This is a genomic window from Pseudomonas sp. PDNC002 (genome assembly GCF_016919445.1).
Taxonomy (GTDB): domain Bacteria; phylum Pseudomonadota; class Gammaproteobacteria; order Pseudomonadales; family Pseudomonadaceae; genus Pseudomonas.
The window spans coordinates 3,979,852-3,996,634 of the sequence record NZ_CP070356.1; the positions used below are offsets into that span (position 1 = coordinate 3,979,852).

Here is a 16,783-nt window from a genome sequence, read left to right on the forward strand (position 1 = left end):
ATTCGAGCAATGGACGAACTGCTGCGGGTGTGGGCTTTCGAGTTCCATGGGCCGGGGCTGAGGCGCCCGGAGGGCACGGGCTGCGGCAATGTGATCGCGCTGCTGATGGACACCTGCGGCGAGTTAATCCGCAGCATGAACCGGGGCGGTAGCGTGCTGGTGGGGCAGGCGGCGGAAATCGAGATGATCATGAATCGCTATCTGCTGCCGCATAAGCTGCGGGAGCACTATCTGAACCGCCAGAGCATGGAGTACCAGAAGTGGGCTTATTGCCGGTGTAGCCAGCGAACGTTCTATCGTCGCCTGCGCGATGCGCACCTGGCGCTCCAGGGCATGCTGCTACGTCGTGCTGCATGAGATATTGGCGGATGGAAGGATAAAAAATCCTTAAATATCAAAGGGGTTGAAAACGTATTCACGTTGATTGGAGGGCTGGCGTTGGCCTTTTGGCAAAGAGGGGGTACAAAGTAGGCATGGTGTTACCGGTTTGTCTTAAGGGCTCCGGTACGCAAATCAAGAAACCCGGCCGTCGTGCCGGGTTTTTTGTTGCCTGCCTATTGATGGGCTCGGCGTGTGTCGGGCTTTGGGTGGGCGGTTGAAAGAGGGCGACCGTGGTCGGTGTAGTAGCACCGCCCACGGTCGCCGACCTGCAGTCCGAGCTGCAAGCCAGCCTAGGCCCCCTTGCTCTCGAGAGCGCGGCGAGCCTAGCAGAACTGAATAGGCGTTGCAGATGCTGAAGGATTGCCGCTGTGGGAAATGCAGCCGGTTGCTTGCCCGTATTGGGGAGCTGAGTGAAGTCCAGATCAAGTGTCCGCGCTGCCGGACGCTTAATCATGTGAGGGCCTTGAGCCTCGTCCAGACGCCTTTGAGCGATTCACGTTCGATTAACTCTGAAGGTAAATGCGAGGATCTATGAAGCTTTCAACAACTTGTATTGCTGTATGCCTGGCGATCGGCTGGCTCTCTACTGTTCAAGCCGAAGAAACTGTCATGCAGCCAAGCGCGACTCAAGAGTCGGCTGTCGCTGAGCAGAAACAACTTCTGGGAGCTGCAGCAGGAGCTACTGGTTATGTGTGTGGGACTGGAACCAATATTCCTGCTGGGAAATATTTCAGTTACCTAGAGACAAATTATGCATATTGCCCGGGTGTAACTGTGCATTGGACGGATTTGTTCGATGGCGCGACGATTATGTATCAGAAAGATTTGCAGAATACAAAATCTGGACTGGTTATCAGTAAGGCTCGCTATGTCAGTTACCCACAGGCGCCGGTTGAGCATTATCGCTTTGAGTTGGCCGCGCCAAAAGAACGCTTGAGGGGGTGTAGTACCTATACTCCATCCAATTGGACTTATTCAGAGGAAATTGGTGCTGAATGCGGTAGCTTTAACTCTGTTGTTTTTCATGAGGTTGTCACCTCTGATTGGGAGGACTATAAAGGTCGAAGCCGACTGAAGTTGGTAAGTTATAATAGCGTCACTAAGATGACCGTAAAGGTAGAGGCGACTGGGGCCGGTATTTCCGATTCATTCTCTCAACAATACACTGAGACGATGGGCCTTCCGCTGTGGGTGTACGTGGATGCAGATAGTTTCAATAAAACCTTCAAGGACTACGCCCAGAAAAATGCCAACTTTAAGGTGACGGTCGATGCGTATATAGGTTCGCGCTACGCATACACCAAGACGTTCGAGAAGTCTGGATTTGAAATGCTCGGAATCAAACATCCTACCATGACGCTATCTGTTAATCCGGTGAATGTTATTGAGGGTGATGTGGTTACTCGGAATTGGGAGTCGCAATATGCTGACTACTGTACCAGCAAGACTGGTGACCGCCTTGCGACCTCTGGTTCCTCGGTCACTGCGCCTGTGTACTCCTCCAATACCTATCAAATCTCCTGCACAGGCCTAGGTGGGACTGTAACTTCGAGCGTCTTTGTTAATGTTATTCCAAAGCCAACAATGACCTTGGATGTGCAGCCACGTCAGATTCAGGCTGGACAAAAGGTCACTCGCTATTGGTCTTCTCAAAATGCTAGTCAGTGTATGAGCAAGACCGGTGTTCCGCTGGCAACTTCAGGCGCTTGGGAAACTGATCCGTTGTACTTCTCTAATATCTATCAAATTTCGTGCTCTGGTCCCGGTGGCACAGTTACACAGTCGGTTGATGTCACAGTCGTTCCCTAACTTGTGATATGCGGAAAAGCCCGGCGGTATGCCGGGCTTTTTCATGTTGAATGTTCGGATTTTTCTCTGCGATCAATACAAATGCAAATTGAGGAGGCCTTCATGGAAGGCGGACCACTTACCGGTCCTGGTCTAGCGACGTTGGCTACGGCCGCAGCTGCAATTCTGGGTGTCCAGGCCGACGGTTTCTTGGGCGTAGTTGCTGGGGCGTTCTGTGGAGCTGTGGTTTACATGCTGAGTCTCCAGGCGGACCCCGTCATTGCCAAGACTCTGTATTTCATCGTCGCTTGGTTGGCTGGTGTCCTCACCGCGGGCTTCGCTGCTGATGCCATCGGATTAGTGATGATGGGTAGTGCGGCGGCTATCCCGGATGGGGTCGGTGCGTTGCTGACCAGCGCGATTATTGTGCGGCTTCTGCAGTACCTGATCAGCAGGCCACTGCAGAAGATATTCTCTGATGCGCAACGCTGGAGAAAACGCTAATGGATGCTCTGATGGAGTCGATGCACTGGCTGCTCCAATGGCTGCATCCGCTGCCAGGGCTGCCATTGCTGGCGACAGTGGTCGATATGGCTGCGAGCGGCGGAATTTTCTACTTAGTTGCCTTGCACTATCGAGGTCCGGTTATTAGGCGCTGGATCACATGGCTGGCGTTTCTGCTTGCGTTGTCTTCTGGGCTTACCTGCCTTTTCGATGTTGCTGTGCTCGCAGGTTGGGAGGGCGCCAGCCGTTTGGCTTACGTCGCAAATACGGGGATCAACTGCATGCTGTTCGCTGCCCTGGTGGCGGTCCAGGGGAATGTGGGGAAGTTACTTAAAAGATCTGCTTGGGATGGTCCCTCAAGCCTCGGACCAAGTTGACCATCTCTGCCGTCGGGGACCCTGTGGCACCCGCCAGACACGGGCGTTCAGACCCGCGATTTCGCGTTAGTGGCTGGGGTTGAGACTTAGTGAACTGCGGTTCACCGGTTCACTCGACCAGTTCATTTCCGGTTAACAGGTGCCCTCAATGACACTGATGCTCAAGTCCGAGTACGCGGACAGCCGCGGCTGGTCACGCTCCTACGTTTCCAAGCTCGCCCGCGAGAACCGCCTGGTGCTCACTGCCGACGGCAAACACGTCGACGCCGCAGCCACCGGCGCGCTGCTGGAGGCGACCGCAGATCCCAGCAAGGCCGGCGTCGCCGCACGCCACGAAGCGGCCCGCCTGGAGAGCGGCGTCACCGCCCACCTGACCCCCGACGCGCCGCCGCTGCCAGCACTCGAGCCGACAACTCCCGGCGTCCACGACCTCCAGAAAGCCCGCGCCCACCGCGAGTACTACCTGGGCCAACTGGCCGAGGACGAATTCCGCAAGCAGCGCGGCGAGCTGGTGGAGCCGTCGACGCCGGCGCATTCAACGCCGCCCGAACCACCAGCGAACTGGTCCTGGGTCTGCCCAAGCAGCTCGCCCCAGAGCTCGCCCCCGACGGCGGTATTACCTTCACCGACACGAGTTGAACACATGCAGCACTACGCCGACGGTGCCGCCGCGCATCGTGCGGCATTTGCGCGGGGCCTCGAGCCCGATCCCGCGCTCTGGATCGATCAGTGGGCCGACGAATACATGCGCATTCCGCGCGATACCGGCGCCGCCGAGCCCGGCCCATACCGCACTGACCGCACACCCTATGCCCGCGAGCCCATGCAATGCCTCTCGCCAGCGCGCCCTTGCCGCCGGGTGGTGACCAAGGTCGCCTCGCAGCTGATGAAGACGCAGATCGCACTCAACTGGATCGGCGGCTGCATCCACATGGCGCCGGCCAATATCCTGATGCTGCTGCCCAGCCTCAACCTGGCGAAGCGCGTCTCCGCCCGCCTGGACAAAACCATCAAAGCCACGCCGGTCCTGCGGGAGAGGGTGGCCTCGCCGCGTTCCCGCGACTCGCGCAACACAATGGACACCAAAGAGTTCGAGGGCGGCGCGCTGTTCGCCACCACCGCCGGCTCCGCCGCTAACCTCGCCGAGCTGGCCGCGCGCTTCATCTACGGCGACGAGATAGACCGTTGGGACGTCGACGTCGACAACGAAGGCGATCCCATCGAGCTGGCCGAAACCCGTGGCTCCACGTTTGGCCGCAACGCCAAGTTCTATTTCTCCAGCTCGCCCACCATCAAAGGGGCGAGCCGGATCCAGGATCTGTTCGACACCAGCGACCAGCGCAATTACTACATGCCCTGTTCGCACTGCGGCTTCATGCAGGTCCTGGAGTGGTCGCGCCTGCACTGGGACGGCGGGTAGCAGATGGTCCAGTACCGCTGCGCCAACCCTGACTGCGAATGCCTGATCGAGGAGCACCACAAGGCGGCCATGCTAGCCGCCGGCGAGTGGCGCGCCCACGCAGCCGGTGACGGCGAGACGGTCGGATTTCACCTCAACGCGCTGTATGCCCCCTTGGGTTGGGTCAGTTGGACGGCCCTGGCCAAACAGTACGACAAGGCTGTGCTCGCCCAGAGCAGGGGTGACCTCGAACCCATGCAGGTGTTCTACAACACCCGACTGGCCGAGGTCTGGGACAGCGCCCAGGAACAAACCAAGGCCGGCGTCCTGATGGCTCGGGCGAGAGCAGAGACCTACGTCCTCGGCACCCTGCCAGTCGGCGCCCTCATGCTCACTTGCGCGGTTGACGTGCAGGGCAACCGGTTGGAAATGATGGTTCTGGCCTGGGGCGTTGGGATGGAGCGCTGGGTCGTAGATCACCAGGTGATCATGGGCGACCCTGCGGAGACCCACACCTGGGCTGCCCTTGATGCGCGCTTGCAGGCCCGCTACCAGCACCCGGCCGGGCCGACCCTGCCGATCCTCGCTACCGCCGTGGACTCTGGCGGCCATCACACCGACGAGGTTTACCAGTTCTGCCGCGTGCGCCGGTGGCGCAACGTCTTCGCCATCAAGGGGGCGAGCAAGCCGGGCCGCCCGGTGATTGCCCAGCGCCCCTCGCGCGTCGACGTCACCTGGCTCGGCCAGGTCGAACGCAATGGCGCTGAACTCTGGATCGTCGGCACCGACACCGCCAAGGACTGGATCTATAACCGCTACAACCTGACCGAGGGCCCCGGCGCCTTGCACTTCGCGCGGGCCCTACCCGACGACTTCTTCGACCAGTGCGTGGCCGAGCGCAAAGTCGCCCGCTACATCAAGGGACACAAGCGGATCGAGTGGGTGAAGGGCAAGGCCGAGCGTAACGAAGCGCTGGACCTGCTCGTCTACAACCTCGCCATAGCCCACTACCTGAACATCCACCGCTACCAGCAACACCAGTGGGAGCAGGTAGCCAACGCCTTCCGGCAGAGCAACCTGTTCGAGCAGCCCGTCCAGCAACAGGCGTTACCGCCCGCCGATGATGAGCCGCAACCGGTACCCCCAAGCCCGGCCCCCGAGCCGCCAACCACACCACCACAGCCGCCGGTGCGCCAAGCGTTGCCCCAACGGCGCAGCTCGCACAGTGGCTACCTGAAAAGGCGTTAACCCATGGCCTACACCCAAAGCGACCTGGACGCGATCGATCGCGCGATCGCTACAGGCGAGCGATCCGTCCGCTTCAGCTCACCCACTGGCGACCGCACCGTTGAGTTCCGCTCCATCACCGAACTGAAGGCCGCCCGCGACCTGATCAAGGCCGAACTGGCGGAAAGTCCACCGCGTCGCATCGTCCGCCTCTACCACGGCGGCAAGGGGTTGTAGCGCAATGAGCCGTTACCGCCCCGACCCCGCCAGGCTGGCCAAACTCACGCGAATCCAGAACAGCTACGAAGGTGCGGCGGAGGGGCGGCGCTCGCAAGGCTGGGACGCCTCTGACCTTGGCATGAACGCCTTGCTCATGCCAGCGCTGAACAACCTCCGCAGACGCTCTCGCGCCGCCATCCGCAACGACCCATACGCCGGCGGCGCCATCACCCGCCGCGTCAGTAATCTGATCGGCACTGGCATCACACCACGGCCGAGAACAACCGATAGCGTCCTCCGCGAACAACTGCAGGAGCTCTGGGATGACTGGACAGATGAAGCCGACTCAGATGACCGCACCGATTACGGCCTGCAGGCGCTGGTAGCGCGCACCGTAGAAGGGGCGGGAGAGTGTTTCATCCGATTCCGCCCACGGCGGCTCGAGGACGGCTACGCCGTGCCCCTGCAGCTCCAGTTGCTGGCACCCGAGTTCGTACCCAGCGACAAGAACGAACTGACCCCGAGCGGGAACATCATCCGAGCCGGTATCGAGTTCAACCCACAGGGCCAGCGAGTCGCGTATTACTGCTATCGCACACACCCGAGAGACCCAACCGCCTCAATCGGCGGCTACAACCAGGTGCTGCGGGTGCCCGCCGAACAGATGCTGCACATATACGAGCCCCTGGAGCCCGGCCAGCTGCGCGGCGTGCCGCGCCTTGCCCCGGTGCTCAAGCGGCTGCGCAGCCTGGACAACTACGACGACGCCGTGCTGTTCCGGCAGGAGGTCGCCAACCTGTTTACCGGATTCATCCGGCGCGACGCTCCCGATGGCGGCCCGCCGACTTTCGATCCGGTCAGCGGCAAACCGATAGAGACAACACACGACGGTGTCCCTATGGCCGGCCTGGAGCCCGGTACCATGCAGGAGCTTTTACCCGGTGAGAACGTCGAGTTCTCCGACCCTCCGGACGCCGGCAACAACTACCCGGCTTTCATGCGGCAGCAACTGATGGCCGCCGCAAACGGCCTGGAGATGTCCTACGAGCTGTTCTCCGGCGACCTGCGCGACGTCAACGATCGCGGCTTGCGCGTGGTGCTGACCGAGTTCCGCCGCCGCTTGGAGCAACTCCAGTTTGGCGTCTACGTCCACCAGCTGTGCCGGCCCGTCCGTGCCGCCTGGCTGGATATGGCCGTCCTCTGCGGCGCCGTGAAACTGGCCGACTACGCCACCCGCCGCCGTGAATACCTGCGCACCCGTTGGGTTCCCCAGGGCTGGGCCTACATTCACCCCGTCCAGGACGTGCAATCCAAGCTGCTGGAAGTCAACGCCGGTTTTGCCTCTCGCAGCGAAATGGCCCTGCGCACTGGGTACGACGCCGAAACCATCGACAAGGAAAACGCCGAAGACGCCAAGCGCGCCCAGTCGCTGGGCCTCAACTACAAGACCCTCACCAGCCTGGCCCCCGAGCCGGAGGAGAAGGAAACCCCATGACTACCACGCAACGGCTGCGGATCTACAACAAGGTCCCCGGCGCCCCAACCGAGAACGCCCAACACTGGTACAGCATCCAGGCCCGCGCTGAAGGCAGCACCGACCCCATCGAGGTCTATGTCTATGGCGAGATTGGCGTCTGGGGCATCACCGCCAACGACTTCATCCGCGACCTGGTGGCAGCCGATGACGGTACCAGCCAGATCGTCGTCGCCTTCAACACCATCGGCGGCGACCTGTTCGACGGCCTAGCCATCCATAACGCGCTGCGTCGCCTCGGCGCCCGCGGTACCGCTCGCATTGACTCCCTGGCCGTCGGCGCGCTGCTCCCGGGCATCGGCACGCTGCTCGGCTCGCTCGTTGTCCCTGCTATCAGCAGCCCTGCTGCTCCATTGGGCCAGGTCGCACGCTCCCTGGAGGCACTGGCGCCCCCCAGCCCGGCCCCGTTGCTGGTCAACCCCGTCGAGCCACCGCCGCCGCAGGTTGACCAGCAGTTCTCGTTCTCTCCGCAGGTATCGCTGACGGTGCAGGGGGACGTGAAAGCTCCGGCCCAGATGGCGCGTGATCTTGAGCCACACCTGCGGCGACTGTTCGACGAGTTCGCGGCGCTGCAGGAGCGCCGCAGCCTGTACGACAAACCACACATCTTTCCATCCTCGCCGTGGGTGATCGATAGCACTGCACGCGGATCAGCGTCGAACGCCAGTGTGCCTCGCGTGCAACTGCCAGCCCGCTGCAGGGCCTGGTCGAGCACGATGTATTGCGACGCCTGATGAAACCGCTCGCCGGCCAGCTCCTCGATCGCGAACGAATACGCGGCCGTAATCAGCTCGGCCAGTTCGAACCACTCGTCGACGTCGATCACCCCGCGCGTCAACATCCCCGCGCCCCCTCGGAGAGGATGCGGCGGTGGCTGTCGGGTCCGATCATCAGGTCGCGGCGTTTGTTCAGCAGCGCGTGCCACTCGGTCAGCTCTGGATGCACGGCATGGGCTCAATATGCTGTCTATGCATACAGTATATTGAGCCAGGATCGAGCCGGCTATGCCTGGGCGACGCGCTGCGCGATCTCCAGCTGGATGGCGGCGCAAGGGTGTCAGGCACCTAAAAATCATTTCCATTACCAAATTTACCCCTGCGGGGCTCTAGGGCAGCAGAGCGGCACTTGCACTTGCGTTTCGGAAATGATCGTGGCCTAATGCATTGATTAATTTGGTTTTTGTGGTCGGATTGCAAATCCGTGAACGCCGGTTCGAATCCGACCTCAGCCTCCAATAGAAAAGCCCTGTAAATCCAAGATTTACAGGGCTTTTTCTTTACCTTGCCTCAGTCAGGATGCCAGTGATCGCAACTTGCACCGAGGGCTGGGGGCTGTATATAGTCCAGCCCCTCGCGGGTTCTCGTGAGCCCCTGACAACGCTGCAACGCGCTGCCGCCCGGATGGCGAAATCGGTAGACGCAGGAGACTTAAAATCTCTCGCCCTTTGGGCGTGCCGGTTCGAGTCCGGCTCCGGGCACCATTTCTTTCCCCTGGTAATCATTCCCCGCGGCGTCCGCCGCTCCGCTGCATCATGCTTCTGGCCACCTTGCGATTCGCACGGTCGCGTTCGTGCATTCGTCACATATTAAAAACCCGGCTGCCGCCGGGTTTTTGTAAATCGATCACGCCCGGAAATCATGCACCCGCGTTGGCCATGGCACGCAGCTTGGCGCCTGCTTTCACGATGCGGCGCTGACGCAGCGGGGCAGCGGTTTCGTAGAAGTTCTGCAGCGGTACCTCCTCCTTGAAGTGATCGGCATCCTGTTCCTGCAGGGGGCCATATTCGGTGGCGAGGTCGCGACGGATGCGGCTCACGAGGCTGGTTAGCAGCTCCTGATTGCGTTGCTCTTCTAGGCGCACCACGCGGCAGGCGATACGCTCACCAGCATCCTTGCTCAGCGTCATGATCAGGTTTCCGTCCGGGCGGGCGGAGAAGCCCACTTCGAAATCGGCGAACTGTTGGCAGAGATACTGGGCGGCAGGCAGACGTTCGATCAGCATGGTGTCGTCCTCGGCAATGATTGGGGTGGTCTTTCCCATTCATTGCAGAGTGCATACCAACTTCTAATTTATAAAAATGTATTAAAAATCAATAGGTTATATTTTTGCGCCGCTGCGCTTCCCATGCACTCTGCATGAGGCTCGAAAAAACGCATGGCATTTTGCACGAATGGAGATTCAGTGCGGAATTGGCTGATGCCGTGAAGCGTCTGGCTTGCTCTTCGGCTTTTGTAGCCGCGCCCGGCGCATCGGGACGCGCAGAATCGCCCAAAGCGTGACCACAGCCAGCAGCAGCCAGCCAATGATCATGAGAGTCACGAACGTGCCTGGATTCATATCGATATCCTCACCCCTCCCTAAGGGTAGTCCACCGCCTTTGGCGTGCTGTCCTTTCGGTTGAGCGGCAATGCTCCAAGAGGTTCCAATCAATGGCTTGAAGGGTGTCGCCTTATCTGGTATCTGTATGGATATACAGTGTAGAGGGCATCGTCATGCTTCAAGCCATTCTGGAAACCCGTGATGTGCCGAGGGCTGGTAAATCCCTCGCAGCGCCTCTGCTCCATACCTACATAGTCCGAGCATGTGGCGAGGAAATGACGGCGGCGGGCATACGCGACAGCGACCTGCTGCTGGTGGATCGAATGGAGTTGGCGGTACCGGGGGAGATCGTGGTGGCCGCACTCAACGGCGAAGCGATGATCCGCCAGTTGGCCATTGTCGATGGCTCTTTCGCCTTGCTTGCCGCAAATGAAGGCATTCCGGTCTTGCGGGTAGAAGAGGGGGATGAACTCTCTATCTGGGGTGTGGTGCGCCGGCGCGTGGGAAGCGACGAGGTTGAGCGGGCGGCGGCACTTCACGCCTGAGGTCGCGCGCCCAAGGGTGGGCCGGGTGTCGATGCTGACCATTTGCCAGTAGTCATCGAACTAAATGGCTGTCACGGAGTCGTATCCGTCGTGCCACCGGTTCCGCAACTGTTCAAGGCAGTTGCATGGCTTGCCAGCCGGGGCATTGTAAGGCGGCCGCAGCCTGATTAGACTGCGCGCAACTCGCACCCCTGTCCCTCTCGAAGGACTACCATGATCAAGAAATGTCTGTTCCCGGCCGCCGGCTACGGTACCCGCTTCCTCCCGGCCACCAAGGCCATGCCCAAGGAAATGCTGCCGGTGGTGAACAAGCCGCTGATCCAGTACGCCGTTGAAGAGGCGCTGGAAGCCGGCCTCGGCGAAATCGGTATCGTCACCGGCCGCGGCAAGCGCTCCCTCGAAGACCACTTCGACATCAGCTATGAGCTGGAGCACCAGATTCGCAACACCGACAAGGAGAAATACCTGGTCGGTATTCGTCGCCTGATCGACGAATGCACCTTCTCCTACACCCGCCAGATCGAGATGAAAGGTCTGGGCCATGCGATCCTGACCGGTCGCCCCCTGATTGGTGATGAGCCTTTCGCCGTCGTGCTGGCGGACGACCTGTGCCTGAACCTCGAAGGCGACAGCGTTCTCAAGCAGATGGTCAAGCTGTACAACCAGTTCCGCTGCTCCATCGTGGCGATCCAGGAAGTACCGCCGGAAGAGACCAACAAGTACGGCGTGATCGCCGGCGAGATGATCCGCGACGACATCTACCGTGTGAACAACATGGTGGAGAAGCCGAAGCCGGAAGAAGCACCGTCGAACCTGGCGATCATCGGTCGCTACATCCTGACTCCGGATATCTTCGACCTGATCGAGCAGACCGAGCCGGGCAAGGGCGGGGAAATCCAGATCACCGACGCGCTGATGAAGCAGGCCCAGGACGGTTGCGTACTGGCCTATAAATTCAAAGGCCAGCGTTTCGACTGCGGTAGCGCCGAGGGTTACATCGAGGCGACCAACTTCTGCTACGAGCACCTCTACAAGACCGGCAAGGCCTGGTAATTCCAGTCGACTTCCGGTTCTGCGAAAAAGCCACCTTCGGGTGGCTTTTTCGTTGCGTGGCATCCTTGATTCATTGGCGGCTTACATCGAGCGCGGAACGGGCATTGCCTCGGACCCGGGTCCCAGTGGCTGGCCGTAGCTGAATTCGACGTAGTTTCCCGCCGGGTCTCGCAGGCCACAGTAGTAACCGACCGGATAGGGCTCCTCCCGCGGCGCCCAGATCAGGCAGCCGGCGGCCTTGGCTTCTTCGGCGATTCGATCGACTTCCTCGTGGCAATCGACTGCAAAGCCGAAGTGGCTGTAGTCGTCGTCGGCGAGATGGCGTTCTTCGCCGCCCGGCATGATGACGAAGATGAAGCTGTGCTCCTTGCCTGGCTCCGCCATCCACACGATGCGCGAGCCCTTGCCTTCGCGCTGGTGGATGACGCGCATGCCGCAGAAGCGTTCGTAGAACGCGATGCAGGCGTCGAGGTCGGGAACGTGCAGGGCCAGGTGGGTCAGGGTGGATCGCATGGCGGTAATCTCCTGCTTCGGCTTCTGGCAGGATAGGTCAGGCGCCATGAGGTATGCTGCCTGGCATATCCAATGGGAGATCCATGATGTCTTTCGATTTTGACCTGTTCGTCATCGGTGCGGGTTCCGGCGGCGTGCGTGCCGCGCGCTTCGCAGCTGGCTATGGCGCGAAGGTGGCGGTGGCGGAAAGCCGTTACCTGGGCGGCACCTGCGTCAACGTCGGCTGCGTCCCGAAGAAGCTGCTGGTGTATGGCGCGCATTACCACGAGGACTTCGAGCAGGCCGCCGGATTCGGCTGGACGCTGGGCGAGGCGAGCTTCGATTGGTCGACCCTGATCGCCAACAAGAACCGCGAAATCCATCGGCTGAACGGCATCTACCGCAATCTGCTGGTGAGCAGCGGCGTCACCCTCCTGGAGGGGCATGCCAAGTTGCAGGACGCCCACACCGTCGAGGTCGATGGCCAGCGTTTCAGCGCCAGGCATATCCTGATCGCCACCGGCGGCTGGCCGCAGGTTCCGGACATTCCCGGCAAGGAGCATGCGATTACCTCCAATGAAGCCTTCTTCCTCCCATCGCTGCCGCGGCGCGTGCTGGTGGTCGGTGGTGGTTACATCGCGGTCGAGTTCGCCGGCATCTTCCATGGCCTGGGGGCGCAGACCTCGCTGTTGTATCGCCGCGATCTGTTCCTGCGCGGCTTCGACCGCAGCGTGCGCGAGCACCTGCGCGACGAGTTGACCAAGAAGGGGCTGGACCTGCAGTTCAACAGCGACATCGCGCGTATCGACAAGCAGGCCGATGGCACGCTGGCCGCCACATTGAAGGATGGCCGCGTACTGGAGGCGGATTGCGTGTTCTACGCCACCGGCCGCCGTCCTCAACTGGATAACCTGGGGCTGGAAAACGTCTCGGTCGAACTGGATGACCGAGGCTATATCAAGGTCGATGAGGCCTATCGCAGCAGTCAGCCATCGATCCACGCCATTGGCGACGTGATCGGCAAGGTGCAGTTGACCCCGGTGGCACTGGCGGAAGGCATGGCGCTTGCGCGGCACCTCTTCCGCCCGGAGGAGTACCGTCCGGTGGATTACAAGCTGATTCCGACAGCCGTGTTCAGCTTGCCAAACATTGGCACGGTCGGGCTGACGGAAGACGAGGCGCGTACCGCCGGCCACAAGGTAAAGATTTTCGAAAGCCGTTTCCGCCCCATGAAGCTGACCCTAACCGAGTGCCAGGAAAAGACCTTGATGAAGCTGGTCGTCGATGCCGACAGCGACAAGGTGCTGGGATGCCACATGGTCGGCCCGGAGGCGGGCGAGATTCTCCAGGGTATCGCCATTGCCTTGAAGGCAGGTGCCACCAAGCGTGTCTTTGACGAGACCATCGGCATCCACCCGACGGCGGCCGAGGAGTTCGTTACGCTACGTACGCCTGTGGGCGCCTGACCGGGCCGCAGAAACGAAAAAGCCGGTGCAATGCACCGGCTTTTTCGTAGGCGAAGCTCCGACCCGGAGCAGCTTCAGTTGGCGCGTTCCAACTGATTGTGGGCACTGTCCTGGCGCTGCGCATAACGTTGCGCGAGCACGGCGCAGACCATCAGCTGGATCTGGTGGAACAGCATCAGCGGCAGCAGGATCACGCCCACCGTGCTACTGGCGAAGAGCACCGACGCCATGGGCACGCCGGTGGCCAGGCTCTTCTTCGAGCCACAGAAGACGATGGTGATGCGGTCTTCCAGGGAGAAACCCAGGTAGCGTCCCAGTAGGTTGGTGGCGATGAGCGCCAGGGCCAGCAGCACGCAGCAGGCGACTACCAGGCCGGCGAGGGCGGGCAGCGGAATCTGGTGCCAGAGGCCCTGGATCACTGCGGCGCTGAAGGCGGTATAGACCACCAGCAGGATCGAGCCCTGGTCGACGTACTTCAGCACCGGCTTGTTGCGCTCGACCCAGGCGCCGATCCAGGGGCGCAGCAGTTGGCCGGCGAGGAAGGGCACCAGCAGTTGCAAGGTGATCTTGCCGATCGCATCCAGTGTGGAGATGCCGGTGTCGCCATGGGCGCCGATCAGCAGCTGCACCAGCAGGGGAGTCAGGAATACACCCATCAGGCTGGAAGCGGAGGCGCTGCAGATCGCGGCGGGCACGTTGCCGCGCGCCAGCGAGGTGAAGGCGATGGACGACTGGACCGTGGCGGGCAGGGCGCACAGGTAGAGCATGCCCAGGTACAGGTCCGGCGTGACCAGCGGTGACAGCACGGGCTTGAGCGCCATGCCGAGGATCGGGAAGAGGATGAAGGTGCAGGCGAACACCAGCAGGTGCAGGCGCCAGTGGGTGGCGCCGGCGATGATGGCCTGGCGCGACAGCTTGGCACCGTGCAGGAAGAACAGCAGCGCGATGCCCAGGTTGGTGATCCAGCCGAAGACCACGGCAGTGGTGCCTTCGCAGGGCAGCAGGCTGGCAACGGTCACAGTGGCGATCAGCGCCAGGGTGAAGTTGTCGGGGAGCAGGCGTGGGCGAGCCATGGGCACATCTCTCATCGTTGTTGTGTGTGAACGACCACTAAGGTCAGGTTCGCACTCTAAGCCCGGGAGGATGTGCCGGCTAACGCCAGAAAGTCAGCTTATGTCGCTGAAAGGACAGATTCGGCGCCGTTGATGTGCAGATCGACCCAGTAGACGCTGACCATTCCCCGCATGCGCTGCGCAATGACTTCGGCGCGATGGCGCGGCAACGTGGTCACTCGCAGGGCGATATCCAGCCAATCCTCGCGGCGGGAGGATTCGACCTCGGCCGGCACGTGGCCCTGGAGCGCGAACTGGTTCAGCAGCCGGCAGAGGATGTCGGCATCGATCTCGGCGCGGATCAGGTAGCGCACGTCGGCTGCTGCTTCAGTGGGAACGGGACGCTCCATGGGGAATTGGAGAAGGTTGCGCGCGGGAAGAGTCATGACGGTCGGCCGATGCGGTAGAGGTGGGGAGCATTGTGCGACCGGGCCGGGGGATTTATTTGCCTGAATTCTGCATTGGTTCAGCGATGTGTGCATTAATAAGTCGGGTAATAGATGTCTGGAGACTTATTAATGCCTGTTTCGCTGGACGCCCATGATCGCAAGATTCTCGCCCTGTTGCAGGAGGAGGCAACGCTCTCTACGGCCGAGATCGCCGAACGCATCGGCCTTTCCCAGTCGCCGTGCTGGCGGCGGATTCAGCGGTTGAAGGAGGAGGGAGTGATCCGCAAGCAGGTCACCCTGCTGGACCGCAAGAAGATCGGCCTCAACACCCAGATCTTTGCGCAGGTGAAGCTCAACGCCCACGGACGCAATCACCTGACGGATTTCGCCCGCGCCATGGACGAGTTTCCCGAGGTGCTGGAATGCCATGTGCTGATGGGGGCGGTGGATTTCATGCTGCGCATCGTCACCGAGGATGTTGAGGCTTACGAGCGCTTCTTCTTCGAGCGGTTGTCCCAGGTGCCTGGGGTCCAGGAGATCAACTCGATCGTGGCGCTGTCGGAGATCAAGTCCACCACCAGCCTGCCGCTGCCACGGGGATGAAGGGCGCCGGAAGGCCGGCGCCCGCAGCGATCACACGCCGCCGAGGTAATCCATCTTGCCGACTTCCACGCCGTTGTGGCGGAGAATGTCGTAGGCCGTCGTGATGTGGAAGTAGAAGTTCGGGTTGACGAAACCGAGCAGGAAATCCGCGCCGCTGAAGCTGACTTCGCGGGTGCGCAGCTTCAACTCGATGGTACGTTTCTCGGCGCCCTCGAACTGCTCCGGCTTGAGGCCCTTGAGGAAGTCGACGGTCTTGGTGATGCGCGCCTGCAGTTCGTCGAAGGTGGTTTCGTCGTCGGCGAAGCTGGGCACCTCGACTCCTGCCAGGCGAGCGCCGGCGCCCTTGGCGGAGTCGCTGGCGATCTGCACCTGGCGCGCCAGGGCGAACATGTCCGGGGCGAGGCGGGCATTGATCAGGACGGAAGGATCGATGGACTTGGCCTCGGCATGCGCGGCGGCCTTGGCGAGGATCGCCGAGAGGTTGCCGAGCATACGGATGAAGACGGGAACGGAGGCCTGGTAGATCGAGAGGGACATGCTGCGTACTCCAGACAGGACAATAGGGTGCGCGTCACGCGGGACGGCCGTCGGAGTCTACTGCCGGCAGGGACCGCTGTCGCGAGCCGTCAGCGATTTGCCAACTTGGGTGGGGGGCAGCGCGCGGTGTCGATCTGGCCCACGTAGGGGTTTCCCCAGCCCATCACGCAGCCAACCATCTGATTACGCTGACGTTCCCAGCCTTCCACCGGGTATTGCTTGTTCCAGGCGGTGAAGAGTTGGCGGTCCTGCTTCGACAATTTCAGGCCGTAGCGGTCACTCATATAGAAGTAGGTGCGGGCGATCATGCCGCGGATCTGTGGACGGGGCATTGCCTTGCGGGCCTTGAAGTCGATCACCATGGGGCAGGCGCCGTATTGCGATGGTTTCTGCTGCAGCCAGCCGAAGCTGTAGTTGGCACGATCACCGTTCACTTCGCCGATGCTAGGCACCAGGTTGTGCAGGTCGGCTTCCGCTTTCTGGTAAACGCGGTCATTGCGCGTGCAGTTCTTGCGGCCGCCGCTTTGCCAGCACTGGCGCTGATGGCCTATGACCCAGGCCGGAACGATATGCTCCCATTCGATACGCGAGGCGCGGTTGGCATTCTTGCGCGGGGTGTAGCCGCAACTCTTCAGGTCGACCTTGGTGCCGTTGTAACGGCAGCCGCAGTAGAACTCCACGGATTGGCGGGCATAGAGCTTGCGGCCGACCTTCTTGGCTTCCTCGAAGGTGCGAGGCGCGGCGGCGGAGGCCGCGGCCGGAATGGTGAGGATCAGCAGCAGGGTCAGGCAGCGTCCGAACATGAGGCGTTCCTTACGAAAGTCGCTGCATCTTACTG

At 61.2% G+C, this 16,783-nt stretch carries 17 protein-coding genes, 1 tRNA gene and 2 pseudogenes; 14 read left to right on the forward strand and 6 right to left on the reverse strand.

Annotated features, from left to right (window positions below; all coding sequences use genetic code 11):
• Window positions 1-9: 9 nt before the first annotated feature.
• The 10 genes and pseudogenes from JVX91_RS18225 (at window position 10) to JVX91_RS18270 (ending at window position 8,909) form a co-directional block, all read left to right on the forward strand.
• Window positions 10-357, forward strand: coding sequence for a hypothetical protein (locus JVX91_RS18225; protein ID WP_240201617.1), 348 nt, complete (start codon window positions 10-12; stop codon window positions 355-357).
• Window positions 358-730: 373 nt separating this feature from the next.
• Window positions 731-916 carry a Com family DNA-binding transcriptional regulator gene (locus JVX91_RS18230; protein ID WP_205335583.1) on the forward strand — a complete coding sequence of 62 codons (186 nt, stop codon included), beginning with the start codon at window positions 731-733 and terminating at the stop codon, window positions 914-916.
• Window positions 913-2,190: a hypothetical protein gene (locus JVX91_RS18235; protein ID WP_205335584.1), complete on the forward strand. Its 1,278-nt coding sequence runs from the start codon at window positions 913-915 to the stop codon at window positions 2,188-2,190. Before JVX91_RS18230 ends, JVX91_RS18235 begins: the two co-directional genes overlap by 4 nt.
• A gap of 102 nt (window positions 2,191-2,292) precedes the next feature.
• Window positions 2,293-2,673 carry a putative holin gene (locus JVX91_RS18240; protein ID WP_205335585.1) on the forward strand — a complete coding sequence of 127 codons (381 nt, stop codon included), beginning with the start codon at window positions 2,293-2,295 and terminating at the stop codon, window positions 2,671-2,673.
• Window positions 2,673-3,050: a phage holin family protein gene (locus JVX91_RS18245; RefSeq protein WP_205335586.1), complete on the forward strand. Its 378-nt coding sequence runs from the start codon at window positions 2,673-2,675 to the stop codon at window positions 3,048-3,050. The genes JVX91_RS18240 and JVX91_RS18245 overlap by 1 nt, the downstream gene beginning before the upstream one ends.
• Before the next feature lie 643 nt (window positions 3,051-3,693).
• A pseudogene (locus JVX91_RS18250) lies at window positions 3,694-5,697 on the forward strand (phage terminase large subunit family protein).
• A gap of 3 nt (window positions 5,698-5,700) precedes the next feature.
• The gene (locus JVX91_RS18255) at window positions 5,701-5,913 is read left to right on the forward strand and encodes a hypothetical protein (protein WP_205335587.1); all 213 of its coding nucleotides are present in this window, start codon (window positions 5,701-5,703) and stop codon (window positions 5,911-5,913) included.
• 4 nt (window positions 5,914-5,917) lie between these two features.
• The gene (locus JVX91_RS18260) at window positions 5,918-7,390 is read left to right on the forward strand and encodes a phage portal protein (protein ID WP_205335588.1); all 1,473 of its coding nucleotides are present in this window, start codon (window positions 5,918-5,920) and stop codon (window positions 7,388-7,390) included.
• A pseudogene (locus JVX91_RS18265) lies at window positions 7,387-7,704 on the forward strand (Clp protease ClpP); the annotation flags it as partial. The gene JVX91_RS18260 and the pseudogene JVX91_RS18265, both read left to right, overlap by 4 nt.
• A 1,119-nt stretch (window positions 7,705-8,823) precedes the next feature.
• A tRNA-Leu gene (locus JVX91_RS18270) sits at window positions 8,824-8,909 on the forward strand.
• A gap of 155 nt (window positions 8,910-9,064) precedes the next feature.
• Here the strand turns inward: JVX91_RS18270 and JVX91_RS18275 are convergent.
• Window positions 9,065-9,430 carry a DUF3509 domain-containing protein gene (locus JVX91_RS18275; RefSeq protein ID WP_205335589.1) on the reverse strand — a complete coding sequence of 122 codons (366 nt, stop codon included), beginning with the start codon at window positions 9,428-9,430 and terminating at the stop codon, window positions 9,065-9,067.
• A 491-nt stretch (window positions 9,431-9,921) separates the two neighbouring features.
• Here JVX91_RS18275 and JVX91_RS18280 point away from each other — a divergent pair, with 491 nt between their 5' ends.
• Complete coding sequence (locus tag JVX91_RS18280; RefSeq protein ID WP_205335590.1) at window positions 9,922-10,293, forward strand: S24 family peptidase; 372 nt, start codon at window positions 9,922-9,924, stop codon at window positions 10,291-10,293.
• Window positions 10,294-10,506: 213 nt separating this feature from the next.
• The gene (galU, locus tag JVX91_RS18285) at window positions 10,507-11,346 is read left to right on the forward strand and encodes a UTP--glucose-1-phosphate uridylyltransferase GalU (RefSeq protein ID WP_205335591.1); all 840 of its coding nucleotides are present in this window, start codon (window positions 10,507-10,509) and stop codon (window positions 11,344-11,346) included.
• An 81-nt stretch (window positions 11,347-11,427) separates the two neighbouring features.
• Here galU and JVX91_RS18290 read toward each other — a convergent pair whose 3' ends face one another.
• A complete protein-coding gene (locus JVX91_RS18290) occupies window positions 11,428-11,859 on the reverse strand; it encodes a VOC family protein (protein ID WP_205335592.1) in 432 nt (143 codons plus the stop codon).
• An 86-nt stretch (window positions 11,860-11,945) separates the two neighbouring features.
• Between JVX91_RS18290 and gorA the strand changes: the two genes are divergently transcribed.
• Window positions 11,946-13,304, forward strand: a complete 1,359-nt coding sequence (gene gorA, locus JVX91_RS18295; RefSeq protein ID WP_205335593.1) for a glutathione-disulfide reductase — start codon at window positions 11,946-11,948, stop codon at window positions 13,302-13,304.
• 74 nt (window positions 13,305-13,378) lie between these two features.
• Here the strand turns inward: gorA and JVX91_RS18300 are convergent, their stop codons facing one another.
• The gene (locus JVX91_RS18300; protein ID WP_205335594.1) at window positions 13,379-14,377 is read right to left on the reverse strand and encodes a bile acid:sodium symporter family protein; all 999 of its coding nucleotides are present in this window, start codon (window positions 14,375-14,377) and stop codon (window positions 13,379-13,381) included.
• Window positions 14,378-14,475: 98 nt separating this feature from the next.
• Entirely contained in the window at window positions 14,476-14,730 is a 255-nt protein-coding gene (locus tag JVX91_RS18305) for a hypothetical protein (protein WP_205335595.1), read from the reverse strand.
• Window positions 14,731-14,934: 204 nt separating this feature from the next.
• On the opposite strand from JVX91_RS18305, the gene JVX91_RS18310 reads away from it, so the two are divergent.
• Window positions 14,935-15,408 carry an Lrp/AsnC family transcriptional regulator gene (locus tag JVX91_RS18310; RefSeq protein WP_205335596.1) on the forward strand — a complete coding sequence of 158 codons (474 nt, stop codon included), beginning with the start codon at window positions 14,935-14,937 and terminating at the stop codon, window positions 15,406-15,408.
• 30 nt (window positions 15,409-15,438) lie between these two features.
• Here the strand turns inward: JVX91_RS18310 and JVX91_RS18315 are convergent, their stop codons facing one another.
• Both JVX91_RS18315 and JVX91_RS18320 read right to left on the reverse strand, forming a co-directional pair.
• The gene (locus JVX91_RS18315) at window positions 15,439-15,945 is read right to left on the reverse strand and encodes a DUF1993 family protein (RefSeq protein ID WP_205335597.1); all 507 of its coding nucleotides are present in this window, start codon (window positions 15,943-15,945) and stop codon (window positions 15,439-15,441) included.
• A gap of 89 nt (window positions 15,946-16,034) precedes the next feature.
• Entirely contained in the window at window positions 16,035-16,748 is a 714-nt protein-coding gene (locus JVX91_RS18320; protein WP_205335598.1) for an endonuclease I family protein, read from the reverse strand.
• Window positions 16,749-16,783: the final 35 nt, after the last annotated feature.